Origin of the sequence: Streptomyces albofaciens JCM 4342 (genome assembly GCF_008634025.1) — a bacterium.
GTDB lineage: Bacteria > Actinomycetota > Actinomycetes > Streptomycetales > Streptomycetaceae > Streptomyces > Streptomyces albofaciens.
Window position 1 is genome coordinate 3,395,510 of the sequence record NZ_PDCM01000001.1, and the last position, 13,331, is coordinate 3,408,840.

Annotated in this window: 14 protein-coding genes; 7 read left to right on the forward strand and 7 right to left on the reverse strand. The window is 73.5% G+C overall.

Annotated features, from left to right (window positions below; translation table 11 throughout):
- Positions 1-50: 50 nt before the first annotated feature.
- Positions 51-1,409 carry a peptidase C39 family protein gene (locus CP973_RS15305; protein WP_150241051.1) on the forward strand — a complete coding sequence of 453 codons (1,359 nt, stop codon included), beginning with the start codon at positions 51-53 and terminating at the stop codon, positions 1,407-1,409.
- 119 nt (positions 1,410-1,528) lie between these two features.
- Entirely contained in the window at positions 1,529-2,047 is a 519-nt protein-coding gene (locus tag CP973_RS15310; RefSeq protein ID WP_150241053.1) for a hypothetical protein, read from the forward strand.
- Positions 2,048-2,057: 10 nt separating this feature from the next.
- Here CP973_RS15310 and CP973_RS15315 read toward each other — a convergent pair whose 3' ends face one another.
- From CP973_RS15315 to CP973_RS15335, 5 genes are all read right to left on the reverse strand, one after another.
- On the reverse strand, positions 2,058-2,753 hold the full coding sequence (locus tag CP973_RS15315; protein WP_150241054.1) for an HAD family hydrolase: 696 nt from the start codon (positions 2,751-2,753) through the stop codon (positions 2,058-2,060).
- A gap of 31 nt (positions 2,754-2,784) precedes the next feature.
- Entirely contained in the window at positions 2,785-3,462 is a 678-nt protein-coding gene (locus tag CP973_RS15320; protein WP_150241056.1) for a phosphatase PAP2 family protein, read from the reverse strand.
- A 104-nt stretch (positions 3,463-3,566) separates the two neighbouring features.
- Complete coding sequence (locus CP973_RS15325) at positions 3,567-4,505, reverse strand: M56 family metallopeptidase (RefSeq protein ID WP_150241058.1); 939 nt, start codon at positions 4,503-4,505, stop codon at positions 3,567-3,569.
- A 163-nt stretch (positions 4,506-4,668) separates the two neighbouring features.
- On the reverse strand, positions 4,669-5,256 hold the full coding sequence (locus CP973_RS15330; RefSeq protein WP_150241060.1) for a DUF5134 domain-containing protein: 588 nt from the start codon (positions 5,254-5,256) through the stop codon (positions 4,669-4,671).
- Positions 5,257-5,492: 236 nt separating this feature from the next.
- Positions 5,493-5,885: a VOC family protein gene (locus CP973_RS15335; RefSeq protein WP_150241061.1), complete on the reverse strand. Its 393-nt coding sequence runs from the start codon at positions 5,883-5,885 to the stop codon at positions 5,493-5,495.
- A gap of 196 nt (positions 5,886-6,081) precedes the next feature.
- Here CP973_RS15335 and CP973_RS15340 point away from each other — a divergent pair, with 196 nt between their 5' ends.
- Positions 6,082-6,615 (forward strand): GNAT family N-acetyltransferase, encoded by a 534-nt coding sequence (locus CP973_RS15340; protein ID WP_150241063.1) that lies wholly within the window; start codon positions 6,082-6,084, stop codon positions 6,613-6,615.
- Between the two features lie 52 nt (positions 6,616-6,667).
- Here the strand turns inward: CP973_RS15340 and CP973_RS15345 are convergent, their stop codons facing one another.
- Positions 6,668-7,351, reverse strand: a complete 684-nt coding sequence (locus tag CP973_RS15345; RefSeq protein ID WP_150241065.1) for a glycerophosphodiester phosphodiesterase — start codon at positions 7,349-7,351, stop codon at positions 6,668-6,670.
- A 750-nt stretch (positions 7,352-8,101) separates the two neighbouring features.
- On the opposite strand from CP973_RS15345, the gene CP973_RS15350 reads away from it, so the two are divergent.
- From CP973_RS15350 to CP973_RS15365, 4 genes are all read left to right on the forward strand, one after another.
- Entirely contained in the window at positions 8,102-9,499 is a 1,398-nt protein-coding gene (locus CP973_RS15350; protein ID WP_150241066.1) for a DUF6421 family protein, read from the forward strand.
- A gap of 47 nt (positions 9,500-9,546) precedes the next feature.
- Complete coding sequence (locus CP973_RS15355; protein ID WP_150241068.1) at positions 9,547-10,308, forward strand: SDR family NAD(P)-dependent oxidoreductase; 762 nt, start codon at positions 9,547-9,549, stop codon at positions 10,306-10,308.
- Positions 10,305-11,375, forward strand: a complete 1,071-nt coding sequence (locus CP973_RS15360) for a threonine aldolase family protein (RefSeq protein ID WP_341874819.1) — start codon at positions 10,305-10,307, stop codon at positions 11,373-11,375. Before CP973_RS15355 ends, CP973_RS15360 begins: the two co-directional genes overlap by 4 nt.
- Before the next feature lie 224 nt (positions 11,376-11,599).
- A complete protein-coding gene (locus CP973_RS15365; protein WP_150241072.1) occupies positions 11,600-12,301 on the forward strand; it encodes a B3/B4 domain-containing protein in 702 nt (233 codons plus the stop codon).
- A 49-nt stretch (positions 12,302-12,350) separates the two neighbouring features.
- Here CP973_RS15365 and CP973_RS15370 read toward each other — a convergent pair whose 3' ends face one another.
- Positions 12,351-13,064, reverse strand: a complete 714-nt coding sequence (locus tag CP973_RS15370) for a lysophospholipid acyltransferase family protein (protein WP_053699915.1) — start codon at positions 13,062-13,064, stop codon at positions 12,351-12,353.
- Positions 13,065-13,331: the final 267 nt, after the last annotated feature.

Consider the following 13,331-nt stretch of genomic DNA (forward strand, 5'->3'; position numbering starts at 1 on the left):
TCCACCGTTCCGCCGGCTCACTCCATCGCAACCGACTGGGGGACCCACCGATGAACAGACCCACGCCCCGGCGTACCGTTCTGGCCGCCGCCCTCGCCGCAGCGGCGGGCGCGGCCGCCCCGTCGGCGCTCGCCGCCTCCCCTTCCGTACCGTCCGCCGCACCGAAGGCGAAGCGTCTCGTGGACTACCGGGCCTGGCACACCGCAGCCGACTGGAAACAGGGCGTCGCGAACGGCACCCGCGTGGTGAACGGGGGCCGCCCCGGGGTGGTCATCGACCGCCCCGCCGGCTCGGCCGAGTACCGCGACCCGCACACCGGCACCACCGCCACCTGGGAGTACGCGGTCTGGACCTCCCCGGCCCGCACCCTGAAGGTCCCGTCCACGGAAGCCGTCGTCTCCTGGAACGCCCACACCCCGGCCGGCACCTGGATCACCGTCGAGATGCGCGGCACGTACAGCGACGGCGGGCGCACCCCGTGGTACGTGATGGGCCGCTGGGCCGCCGGTGACGGCGACATCCGCCGTACGTCCGTCGACGGCCAGAAGGACGGCAGGAGCAACATCTCCACCGACACCTTCGCCATCGACAACCCGGCGAGCGGTCTGCGGCTGTCCTCCTACGAGCTGCGCGTCACCCTCCACCGCAAGCCCGGCACCACCCTCACCCCCACCGTGTGGCGCCTGGGTCTGATGGGGTCGGCCGTCCCCGACCGCTTCGACGTGCCGGCCTCCAAGCCGGGCGTCGCGACCGGCCGCGAACTCACCGTGCCGCGCTATTCGCAGGAGATCCACAAGGGCCAGTACCCCGAGTACGACAACGGCGGCGAGGCGTGGTGCAGCCCCACCTCCTCCCAGATGATCATCGAGTACTGGGGCCGCAAACCCACCGCCGCCGACCTGGCCTGGGTCAACCCGGCCTACGCCGACCCCCAGGTCTGCCACGCCGCCCGCTTCACCTACGACTACCAGTACCAGGGCTGCGGCAACTGGCCCTTCAACACCGCCTACGCGGCCACCTACCGCGACATGGAGGCCGCCGTCACCCGCCTCGGCACCCTCTCCGACGCCGAGACCCTGATCCGCGCCGGCATCCCGGTCATCACCTCGCAGTCCTTCCTGGCGGCCGAACTGACCGGCGCGGGCTACGGCACGGCCGGCCACCTGATGACCGTCATCGGTTTCACCAAGGCCGGCGACGTGATCGCCAACGACCCCAACTCGCCCGCCAACGCCGCCGTCCGCCGCGTCTACAAACGCCGCCAGTTCGAGAACATCTGGCTCCGCACCAAGCGCAAGAACGCCGAGGGCAAGGTCGTCAGCGGCACCGGCGGAATCTGTTACGTGTACTTCCCGACCGAGATCACAGCCGTTCAGCGGGCCGCGCTGGCGGCGGTGGGGGTCAGCTGACCCCGCCGTGCCCCTCCGCCGCCCCGCGTCCGCCGTCTACCGGTCCCGCGAAACCTGTGGCGCAATGGAACCGGCGGGGCCGACGGGGTCCCGCGGACCGGGAGTTGGGGGAGGGGCCCATGTCCGTAGCGGTGTGTTCGTTGCTCTGGGACGCGGCGAAGCACGGGGCGGGGACGCAGAAGATCTCGTACGACAGCGACGGCTACCACCTCGTGCGCTTCCCGTACGCGGCGGACGCCGAGTCCTACGACCCGTGGAAGATGCACGATCCGGCCAACGGGGGCGGCACGCCGTCCACGTTCCCCGACGCGCGGTCGGGGCTGATCTGGCCGAGCCACGAGGGCTGGGGCGTGCTGTCCGCGATGGTGTTCTGGGACACGGACGACCGGCCGAACGAGTACCGGGCCCGGTTCGTGCGCGATCCGCTCGGGCCCGGATACGACTCGACGGCCACCACCGACACGTGGAAGACCGGCGGCGGCCAGTACAAGACGTACATGTGGCAGCTGTTCGTCCACCGGGGCACGCCGCTCGGGCTGAAGATCTCCGCGCGCGGACCGGGGGACGCCAAGGTGCCGACCGCGATCACGCACGCGCAGTTCAAGCTGGCGATCCACACGGACGTGGTGCGGCCGTAGGGGAGGCGGGTCAGTCGGCCAGGCCGAGCGCGGGGCGCAGGCCGTCCGGGCGCTCGGTCACCGGCACGTGGTCGACGGGCAGGTACGCGCAGCCCAGGGCCGTCGCCGCACCGTCCGCCGTCCGGTCGTCGCCCACCATCAGCACGTCGGTGGGCGCCAGCCCCAGCTCCTCGCACGCGATCTCGAAGAGCCGCAGGTCCGGCTTCTGCATGCCGTGCTCGTACGACAGGACGTAGCTGTCGACGAAGCGGTCGAGGCCGTGGGCGCGGAGCACCGGGCGCAGGTCCCAGCCGATGTTGCTGACCACGCCGACGCGGATACCGCGCTGCCGGAGCCCGCCCAGGACCTCGGCGGCGTCCGGGTACGGCGCCCACGCGGCGGCGGTCTTGTGGCGCTCGTACAGCGCGTCGTACAGCCGGTCGTCGGGCAGCGGCACCTGCCGGGCGAGGCCGGTGTACAGCTCGCGGTGCCGGTCCGCGCTGCGGTCCCGGACCTCCCAGAGGGCGGCCAGGCCGGGCGGCAGCCGCTCCGGCGAGGGGCCGCCGGGCAGCGCGCCCGCCCGGCCCAGCTCCGCCGCGAGACGGACGGTCTCCGCCTCCGGGAGCCGCGTTCCGGTCTCCGCGAGCGTCGCGCGCAGCCAGCTCTCCGGCGATTCGATGCGCAGCAGCGTCCCGGAGAAGTCAAAGAGCACACCCTTGATCGTCATACCGCCATCCTGTCGTGCCGGCGGCCCGCCGTCATCGGCGTGCCCCGTACCGCCGGAGGTACGCCAGCGCCGCGGCCGCGACCAGGGCGCCGCCCAGGAGCCAGCCGCCGAGCACGTCGGTGGCCCAGTGGACCCCCAGATACACCCGGGTCAGGCCGACGCCCGCCACCGACACCGCGACCAGCGCCGCGGCGGCCCACCACCGGCCCCGGCGCGTGCCGTGCAGCCACAGCAGCCACAGGGCGAGGCCGCCCGCGACCGCGGCCGTCATCGCGTGGCCCGAGGGGAAGGCCGCGTAACCCGCCGAGTCGACGGGGTCCGGCCACACCGGGCGGGGGCGGCCGACCAGGGCCTTCACCGTCTGCTGGAGCGCCGTGCCCAGGGCCGCCGTGACCGTGACCCAGCAGCCGAGCACCCACTGCCGGCGGCACAGGAGCGTGATCACCGCGACGGCCAGGAGGGCGCGCAGGGTCCAGGGGTCCCAGATCCAGTCGGAGAGGATCCGGTTGACCCGCGTCAGGCCGGGGTCCGCGACGGCCGTGCGGTGGAAGCGCGCGGCGAGCGACCGGTCGAGCGCGAGCAGGGGACTCCAGCGGGCGGCGACGAGGGCGAGAAGGACGGTGAAGGGGAGGAGCAGGAGGGGGAGGAGAGGCAGGAGGACGGAGGAGGGAGCGGGGCGGAGCGGTGCGGGGGACGGCCTGGAGGGCATGGGGAAATCTTCGCCGAGGGGAGCGGGGAGGGCCAGGGAGTCCCGGGGGAAGATGCGTTCGTACGTCCGTACGCGCGTCTCCCGCCCCGGGACTCCCGCACTCCTCAGGACGTCAGCGCGCTCAGCCCCGGCATGAACGTCACCAGCAGCGGAACCGCCGGGACCAGCGTCGCGATCGCCGTCATCCGCAGGCGCCGGCCCGGCGTGAAGCGGGGCGCGGGGGCCAGCAGCCGGTGCACGCGGTCCGGGACCTCGGTGCACTGGGCGGGACACGGCCCGAACACTCCGCGGTCCTCGTTGAGTTCGACCAGGGCCAGGGCGATCGTCAGCCGCCCGAAGCGGCGCGAGGCCACGTCGTCGGCGGCCAGCTCGACCAGCCGGTGCACCTGGTCGCGGAACGCGGCGAAGACCGGGACCTGCGGGAAACCGGCCGCCAGGGCCGACGCGCAGTGCAGCAGGACGTCGTGCCGGGCCCGCGCGTGGCCCTGCTCGTGGGCGATCAGGGCGTCGAGCTGACGCCCCTTCAGGCGGCGCAGCGCCGCGGTGGTGATGACCAGTTGGGGCGTGGCGCCGGGCAGCCACCACGCCTCGGGGCGGTCGCCCTCCAGGACGACGAGCCGGTCCCCGGTCCGTTCCTCGCCGGGCAGCAGCGGAGCACGCCGCACCAGGTCCGTACGCCGCTGCCGCCGCCGGGCGCGGGCGCCGCGCACCTCCCGGGTGAGCATGACGGCCGTCCAGGCGCCGCCGCCCGCCAGCACCCCGGCCAGCACGCCGGACCAGGGCCCGTACGCCTTGAGCGCGTAGGCCTCGACGACGACGCGCGGCGCGTGGCCGAACAGGTGGCTGCGCACGGCTTCCCAGGCGGCGGCGCCGCTGAGCGACATCGCGAGGACACAGCACAGCAGAACGGCGGCGACCACGCACTGCCACACCCACAGGGCGAGCACCGGTTCGCGGTCGGGCCAGTCGGCGCGGGCCATCAGGCGCGGCGCCATCGCCGCAGCCAGCGCGCCGAGAACCATCAGCGCGAGGGGGACCATCATGGGCGTCAGCCTATGAGCGCGCGGCCGCCGCCAGGTACGGAACCGCACCGGAAGTGACGTATACCACCGGCGCCGGGGGTGCGGGTGGTGCGCGAGGGACGGATGGCCGCCCAACCGGCCCTGGCGCGCGCCGGGTCGGGGCGCCGCAGTCGGCGGCGGAACGTCAAAGGGTCAACAGCATCGCGAACATCCCGATGCCCATCGCCACCCGGCACGCGCCCACCACCTCCGGCCACGCGGCCCGTACGGGTGTGACCGCGGCGCCCGGCGTACCCGGTGCGGTCGAGGGGGCCAGCCGCACCCCGGCGGCGACGACGTACACCGCGTAGTACGCCAGCAGCAGCCCGGTGAGCAGCGGCAGCCCGCCCGGCCCCATGGAAGCCGTCCGCTCCATGCCTTCCATGTGCGCCGCGTGCCCGCCGCTCAGCGGGCCGCCGCCGGGGACGGTCACCATCGCCAGCGCCATGTAGACCATCGCCGCGGCACCCACCGCGTGGTGCGGGTGCCGCCGCAGCAGCGCCCACAGGCCCGCCGCGCCGAAGACGACGGCGAACACCCACGGCGTCCAGGACGGCTGCGCGACCGTGGAGGCCGGCAGGGCCATCACCGCCATGCCGAGCGCCATCAGCGCCTCGCCGCGTGCTTCCCGGCGCTGCGCGGCCGTGCCCCGGCGCACACTCGACAGGCAGTACGCGCCCGCCCCGGCACACAACAGCACCAGCAGCCAGCCGACCCATGGCGGTCCGTGCACGGCGTCCTCCCCGCAAGCCCGTACGGCGGTCGCGTGCGGGCCGCGCACGCGGCGCGCGGCGCCACACGGGGCCCGGTACAGCCGCATGGTGCCCCGCGGGCGGTCCGCGAACGCCCGCCGGAAACCGGGAACGGGGAGCGCACGGGCGCAAGAGGGGAGCACGGCGGCCGGGGAGGGCCCGTGGCCACGGGTGGGTACGGGCGGGTCCCGACGGTGTCCCCGGGCGCCGGGTGCCCTCAGATGCCGGGGCGGTACCGCAGCGGGTGGTCCGCCGGGACCTCCGTCAGCACGATCCGGTGGCCGTCCGGGTCCGCGATCCACATCTCGATCAGCCCCCACGGCTCCTGCACGGGCGGGCGCAGGATCTCCACGCCGCCGGCCTTCAGCTCCTCGTGCGCGGCGGCGGCGTCGGCGACCTGGAGCCACAGCTGGAGCGTGGCGGTCGGTGGCTCTGCGGAGCGGCCGGAGACCTCCAGGAAGCCGCCGCCGAGGAAGTACACCGTGCCGCGTTCGGGACCGGTACCGAATTCGCGGTAGACCTCCAGGCCCAGCGCGCGCCCGTAGAACTCCCGCGACCGCTCGGGGTCGGACGGCCGCACCAGCACCCTGCTGCTCAGTACATGCACCATGGTGCGGACCCTACGCCGCCGGGCCCGCGGGCCATGGCCGCGGGGCCGTGTCCGGCCCGCCAGAGCCATCGCGCGCGGACCGGCCCGTACGGCGGGCCCGTGGCTCTTGTTAGCCTCCGGTACGGCCGAACGCGTGCGCAGCCCCCGCACCCCGGTCCGTACCGCCGCGCCGGGCCACCGGAAAGGACATCCGCCCATGACGACCGTCGAGCTGACCTACCGAGCCGCCACCGAGGCCGACGTCCCGGCGCTGGTCGCGCTGATCGAGTCCGCCTACCGCGGCGACGCGAGCCGGGCCGGCTGGACCACCGAGGCGGACCTGCTGGAGGGGCAGCGCACCGACCCGGAGGGCGTCGCGGCCGTCGTGGGCGCCCCGGACAGCGTGCTGCTGGTCGCCGAGGACGCGGGCGAACCCGTCGCCTGCTGCCAGCTCGAACACCGCGGCGACCATGTGTACTTCGGCATGTTCGCGGTCCGCCCGACCCTCCAGGGCGGCGGCCTAGGCAAGGTCGTCATGGCCGAGGCGGAGCGCACCGCCCGCGCCCGGTGGAACGCCGCCGAGATGCGGATGACCGTCATCCGGCAGCGCTCCGACCTGATCGCCTGGTACGAGCGCCGCGGCTACCGGCGTACCGGCACGATGTTCCCGTTCCCGTACGGCGACGAGCGGTTCGGCATTCCGCGGCGCCCCGACCTGGAATTCGAGCTGCTGATCAAGACGCTGGACTAGGGCTGCCGGGGTCCGCGGCCGGCCCGCCGGGCGGGGCGCCGTCCGGCCCGCCTCACGCCGTGAACCGCACCGCCCGCCGGATCTCGGGGAAGTCGGTGACCACGCCGTCCAGCCCGAGTCCGCGGCTGAGCCGCAGCTCGTCGTGGGTGTTCACGGTCCAGCCCAGGACGCGCAGGTCCGCCGCGTGGGCCCGCTCCACCAGCTCCAGGGTGAGCCGGCGGATGTCGAGGGAGAGCGTCGAGGCGCCGACGGCCAGCGCGCGGTCCACCACGTCGATGCCGTAGTGCTCGGCGACCAGCGCGGTCCGTACGCCGGGCAGCAGCTCGCCGACCGTGGCCAGCGCCGCGTCGTGGAAGGAGATCACCTCGACCCGGGCGGTCAGGTCGCGGGCGCGCAGCACGTCCACGAGCGCCCGGGCGGCGGCCACGTCCTTGATCTCCGCCTGGAGCGGCGCCCGCACCGCGTCCACGATCTCCTCGAACACCGGGACGCGCTCGCCGTAGCCCGCGTCCAGGTCGCGCAGCTCGGCGAGGGTGCGGTCGGCGACCGGCCCCGTCCCGTCGGTCGTGCGGTCCACGTCCGCGTCGTGCATGACCACGAGCGCGCCGTCCTTGCTCAGGTGCAGGTCCAGCTCGATGACGTCGAGACCTTCGCGTTCGGCGCGGACGAACGAGCGCAGGGTGTTCTCCGGCTCGACGCCCATCATCCCGCGGTGTCCGATGGTGAGAAAGGACAAGGCTGCCTCGTTTCTGTCGGTGTGCTGCCGGACCGGTGCCGTCCGCCGGCCACAGCTGCCCCGCCTGCGCCGCGCGCGGACCACCGGCTGCTCGAAACGGCGCACAGCCTAACGGGCGTCCCAAAGCGCCGAAACGGTGTCGGACAGCCCCGTGACATGGCCGGAACGGGGGCTTGCCACGCCCGGGGCGGGCGCCGGGGAAGCTCCGGAAATCCGGTGCCGGTCACGGGTGTTCGCGCGCCGCGGCCGCCGTGCGGCGGGCGGTGCCGCCCGATCCGTCCGGGGTGTCCGGTGACGCGTCGGGGTCACCCGTGCGTGGGCGAGTCCGGCGGGTGCTGACGCGCCGGCACGGCAGCCGGTACGGCGGCGTGCCGACGCGGTCCCGGGAGGCTTCCCGCGCACCCGGGTGCACGGAACCGGTCAGGGACACCGGCCGGGCGCCGGGGCGGCCGCCCGCCGGACGGCCGGAATCCGACCGGATCCGGCCGCTTCACGACCACGGCCGGACGTTCCGCGTCCATGGTCGCCGCGCTGCGCCCCGTATACGTCGGCCGATCCTGGGTATGTGCCGCAGGATGCGCGGCGGTCATGGTCCCATCGGGCAGAAACTTCCGCATCTCCTCCGGCGGGCAGGAAAAAAGTGCGTGACCATGGGGGTCTGGCAGAACAATTTCCTCTGGAACTCTTGAGAAGTCGAAGACCCCCTGGATACCGTGGCCGCACAACAGGATCTCCTGCCGGAGGGTAGTCATGACGGAAATTCTTTCGCCTGTGGGTGCCCCAGGCGCCACCGCCACCGCAGAGCGTGTGGTGCGGCATCCGGCCTGGCCGACGCTGAAGGACGCCATCGAGACCATCCGCCCGTGGCAGTCCAAGGACGGCTCGATCGACCTCGCCGCCGAGGGCGCGCCCGCCGCCGGCACCGTCCGGCACGAGGTCGAGCGCGCCATATCGGCCATCGAGGAGCTGTCGCCGCTGCTCCCGCACGACGCCGACTACCACCGGGCGCTCGTCGCCGACCTGCGCCGCTGGGCCGACGGCGGCTTCGCCGTACCGGACTTCCTCGACTCCCTGCTGGCCTTCCAGCCCGCGCGGCAGCGCTCCGACGGCCTCCAGCACCTGGTCGTCTTCCCCATGTACACGCAGAACGGCAACCCGGACCGCAACTTCGAGGCGGTCGTGCTGCGCATGGTCTGGCCCGAGTGGCTGGCGGAGCTGGAGCGCACGCGCTACGACAACCCGCTGTTCTGCGGCATCACCTTCGAGGACTTCACCGCCGGGTACGACACCAACTCCGCGGTCCTCTTCCCCGAGACCATCGCCGTGCGCGAGGCGCCCGAGCGCTTCACCTGGGGCGGCATCTTCTGCGACCGGGAGGCCGCCCGCTTCCGCCGGGTCAGCGAGGCCGCGGTGGCGACGCTGGGCGTCGAACTGCCCGAGGACGTCCGCGCGATGCTCGCCGACCAGCAGCGCTGCCAGGAGGCGTTCGTCCTGTGGGACATGGTCCACGACCGCACCCACAGCCACGGCGACCTGCCCTTCGACCCCTTCATGATCAAGCAGCGGCAGCCGTTCTGGATGTACGGCCTGGAGGAGCTGCGCTGCGACCTCACCGCCTTCAAGGAGGCCGTGAAGCTGGAGGCGGAGGGCGTCCGCCAGGCCCGCGACGTCCAGTACGCGGTCATCTTCGACCGGCTGTTCCGCTTCCCCGTCACCGGTGACCGGGTGCGCAACTACGACGGCCTCGGCGGCCAGCTGCTCTTCGCCTACCTGCACCGGCACGACGTCGTACGCTGGACGGACAACACCCTGCACATCGACTGGGAGCGGGCCCCGCAGGTCACCAACCAGCTGTGCGGCGAGATCGAGAAGCTGTACCGGGACGGCATCGACCGGCCCAAGCTGGTCCACTGGTTCGCCGCCTACGACCTCGTCTCGACCTACCTCGCGCCGCACCCCGGCTCCGTCTGGGCCAAGGGACCGGACGCGCTCGACCTCGACAAGCCGCCGCGCAAGCTCGTCGACGACGTCCTGCCGGACGAATTTCCGCTCAGCATGTTCTACGAGGCCCTCGCCAAGAAACTGCGCGGCGTGATTGCCTCCACCAAGGGCATCACGGCCCACAGCGACGTGCCGGTGGCGGTGTGAGCGCCGGCGGCACCCAGGGCAGGCCGGAGCACGAGGAGACGAGGGACATGAGTACTGCGACCAACGGCCAGGGGCCACTGGAAGGCGCGGTCGTCGCGGTGGCCGGGGCGGCGGGCCCCGCCGGGCGGGCGACGCTGCTGCGGCTGGCCGAGGCGGGCGCGACCGTGGTGGCCGCGGACGCGGACGCCGCACGGCTGGCGGAGGCCGTGGACGCCGCGCGGTACGCGCACGGCGGCGCGACCGTCACCGGCGACACCGTCGACCTGCTGGACCTCGACGCGACGCGCGCCTGGGCCGGCCGTACGGAGAAGGAGTTCGGCCGGATCGACGGGCTGGTGCACCTGGTCGGCGGCTGGCGCGGCTCCGCGTCGTTCGCGGAGACCGACCTCGGCGACTGGGACCTGCTGGAAAAGCTCCTCATCCGTACGGTCCAGCACACCTCGCTGGCTTTCCAGGCCCCGCTGGAGCGCTCCGGGAACGGGCGGTTCCTGCTGGTCAGCGCGGCGGGCGCGAGCAAGCCGACGGCCGGTAACGCGGCGTACGCGGCCGCCAAGGCCGCCGCCGAGGCCTGGACCCTGGCCCTCGGCGACGCCTTCCGCAAGGCCGGGGGCGAGGCGGGGCCCAAGGCGGCGGCTGCCATCCTGGTGGTCAAGGCGCTCGTCAACGACCAGATGCGCGCCGAGCGCCCGCATGCCAAGTTCGCGGGCTTCACGGACGTCAAGGACCTGGCCCAGGCCGTCAGCGGCGTCTGGGAGCGGCCCGCCCAGGAAGTGAATGGACAGCGTCTGTGGCTGACCCCCGAAGTGTGACCGAACGGAAGACCGACGCCCAGCGGCGCCACGACCCGGCGGTGCGCGGCTTCGCCAGCGACAACTACGCGGGCGTGCACCCGGAGGTCCTGGCGGCCGTGGCGCTCGCCAACGGCGGCCACCAGGTCGCCTACGGCGAGGACCAGTACACCGAGCACCTCCAGCGCGTCGTCCGCAGCCACTTCGGACAGACCGCCGAGGCGTTCCCGGTCTTCAACGGCACCGGCGCCAACGTGGTCGCCCTCCAGGCGATGACCGACCGCTGGGGCGCGGTGATCTGCGCCGAGAGCGCGCACATCCACGTCGACGAGTGCGGCGCCCCCGAACGCGTCGGCGGGCTGAAGCTGCTGACCGTACCGACCGAGGACGGCAAGCTCACGCCCGACCTGATCGACCGGCAGGCGTACGGCTGGGACGACGAGCACCGCGCCATGCCGCAGGTCGTCTCGATCACCCAGAACACCGAGCTGGGCACGGTCTACACCCCCGACGAGGTGCGGGCCATCTGCGAGCACGCCCACGAGCGCAACATGCTGGTGCACCTGGACGGGTCGCGGATCGCCAACGCGGCGGCGTCGCTGGACGTTCCCATGCGGGCGTTCACCAACGCGGTCGGGGTGGACGTGCTCTCCCTGGGCGGCACCAAGAACGGTGCCCTGTTCGGCGAGGCCGTGGTGGTCATCAACCCGGACGCGGTGCGCGCGATGAAGCACATCCGCAAGATGTCGATGCAGCTGGCCTCCAAGATGCGCTTCATATCGGCGCAGTTCGAGGCCCTGCTCGCCCGTGACCTGTGGCTGCGCAACGCCCGGCACGCCAACACGATGGCGAAGCGGCTCGCCGCCGGCGTCCGCGCGGTCGACGGTGTGGAGATCCTCTACCCGGTGCAGGCCAACGCCGTCTTCGCGCGCCTGCCGCACGATGTCACCGAGCGCCTGCAGAAGCGTTACCGCTTCTACTTCTGGGACGAGGCGGCCGGCGACGTCCGCTGGATGTGCTCCTTCGACACGACCGTGGAGGACGTGGACGGGCTGGTGGACGCCCTGCGGGAGGAGATGGGGCGGTAGGCCGCACGCTGAGTGCCGCGCCTGGCGGATGACCACGGTCGTCCGCCAGGCGCGTTCCCGTGCGACAGGTAGTGCACTGCGTTGGACTCCCCAGTACGGTTTGCTGAACCCGGACCCGCTGTGCTCCAATGCCTGGCGGAGGCCGCCGACCGGTCCCGGAGCCCGAGACGGCCGCATCGCCGCCGTCCGGCGCTTTCGCCCGACGAACCCCGAGGCACGCGACGATGACTCTCCCCCTGCACGTCTCCGACGAGGTCCGCGCCCTCGCGCCCGGCTTCGGCTACGTCGCCGTGGAGGCGCACGGCCTGACCAACGGCCCCAGCGACGAGGCCTCCGCGGCCCTCCTGGACGCCGCGGCCCGCCGGCTCGCGGAGCGGCTGGACGGCCGGGCGCCGCAGGACGACCCGCACATCGCCGCCTGGCGCGCCGCGTACACCGCCTTCGGCACCAAACCGTCCCGTACCCGCAACTCGGCCGAGGCGCTGGCCAAGCGGGCCCTCGCGGACGGCGGGCTGCCGCGCATCAACCGCCTCGTCGACCTCTACAACGCCATCAGCGTGGCCCACCTGATCCCGGTCGGCGGCGAGGACCTGGACCACATCCGGGGCGGTATGCGGCTGGTGCGGGCCACCGGCGCGGAGCCGTTCGTGACCGCGGCCGGCGGCGAGCGGGTCACCGAGCACCCGGAGCCCGGCGAGGTGGTGTGGTGCGACGACGAGGGCGTGACCTGCCGCCGCTGGAACTGGCGCCAGGGCGTCCGGACGCGGCTCACCGACACGTCCGTGAACGCGCTGTTCCTGCTGGAGCGGATGGCGCCGATGACCGCCGCGGAACTGGCCGCCGCTGCGGCCGAACTCGCCGAGACGCTGGAGAAGACCTGCCCCGGCGCCCGCGTGGTGGTGGGGGAGCCGCGCCTCTTCGACTGAGGCGCGGCCCGGACGGCCGGACCGTGGCCCCTTCAGGCCGTGGCCGGACTCAGGCCGTGGCCCCCGGGGCCGGTGCCGTGCCCCCGAGGTGCGCCGGGACCCACCAGGTGTCCTCCGGGCCCTTGGGGCGTACGGGATACGCGCGCTGCGCCGCCTCCAGCAGGTCCTGCACACGGGACCGCAGCCGGTCGGTGATCTTCTCCGTCTGCTCGTCCGGCGACGCCTCCACCGGCTCGCCGACCCGGATGGTGATCGGGAAGTGGTTGCGGCCCAGGTCCCGCTTGTGGCCCTTGGTCCACAGCCGCTGGGTGCCCCACAGCGCCATCGGCAGCAGCGGCACGCCCGCCTCCTGCGCCAGCCGGGCCGCGCCCGACTTGAACGTCTTCAGCGTGAAGGACTCCGAGATCGTCGCCTCCGGGAAGACCCCGATGATCTCCCCGCCGCGCAGCGCGCTCAGCGCGTGCTTGTAGGCGTGGACGCCCTGCGCGCGGTCCACCGGGATGTGCTTCATCGCGCGCATCAGCGGCCCCGACACCTTGTGCCGGAAGACCGACTCCTTCGCCATGAACCGCACCAGGCGCTTGGCCGGGCGGGCGGCCAGGCCGCAGAAGATGAAGTCCAGGTACCCGATGTGGTTGCTCACCAGGACCGCGCCGCCGCGCCGGGGTATGTGGTCGGCCCCGGCGATGTCGAACTTCAGGTCGAGTGCCTTGAACGCCGCGCGGGCGGCGCCGATGACGGGCGGGTAGACGAGCTCTGCCATGTCGGGGACCCCTTTTCTGTGCCTGGGGAGGGTTCTCCCGGCGAAGACGTTACGCAGCCGTAAGTATGCGGCTTTCGGGAGATCGTGCCCGATCGGCGGCCCCGGGGCCACCGTGCGGGCCCCCGCCGCCGGGAGATCCTCGTCACGTGATGGTCACCTGGAGCGATTTCCCCTCACCGCGGACGGTACACCGGGCACTCCGGGCGGTACACCGGCACCCCGGCGGCGGGAATGATTGCGGTCCCGTGGACGCTGCACCCGTCGACG

Bases quoted from the DNA above. Each gene is read 5' to 3' on its own strand.
- CP973_RS15335 (WP_150241061.1), bottom strand. From the start codon at position 5,885: ATGGTGCATGTACTGAGCAGCAGGGTGCTGGTGCGGCCGTCCGACCCC.
- CP973_RS15310 (WP_150241053.1), top strand. From the start codon at position 1,529: ATGTCCGTAGCGGTGTGTTCGTTGCTCTGGGACGCGGCGAAGCACGGG.
- CP973_RS15340 (WP_150241063.1), top strand. From the start codon at position 6,082: ATGACGACCGTCGAGCTGACCTACCGAGCCGCCACCGAGGCCGACGTC.
- CP973_RS15365 (WP_150241072.1), top strand. From the start codon at position 11,600: ATGACTCTCCCCCTGCACGTCTCCGACGAGGTCCGCGCCCTCGCGCCC.
- CP973_RS15320 (WP_150241056.1), bottom strand. From the start codon at position 3,462: ATGCCCTCCAGGCCGTCCCCCGCACCGCTCCGCCCCGCTCCCTCCTCC.
- CP973_RS15350 (WP_150241066.1), top strand. From the start codon at position 8,102: ATGACGGAAATTCTTTCGCCTGTGGGTGCCCCAGGCGCCACCGCCACC.
- CP973_RS15305 (WP_150241051.1), top strand. From the start codon at position 51: ATGAACAGACCCACGCCCCGGCGTACCGTTCTGGCCGCCGCCCTCGCC.
- CP973_RS15325 (WP_150241058.1), bottom strand. From the start codon at position 4,505: ATGATGGTCCCCCTCGCGCTGATGGTTCTCGGCGCGCTGGCTGCGGCG.
- CP973_RS15355 (WP_150241068.1), top strand. From the start codon at position 9,547: ATGAGTACTGCGACCAACGGCCAGGGGCCACTGGAAGGCGCGGTCGTC.
- CP973_RS15370 (WP_053699915.1), bottom strand. From the start codon at position 13,064: ATGGCAGAGCTCGTCTACCCGCCCGTCATCGGCGCCGCCCGCGCGGCG.
- CP973_RS15315 (WP_150241054.1), bottom strand. From the start codon at position 2,753: ATGACGATCAAGGGTGTGCTCTTTGACTTCTCCGGGACGCTGCTGCGC.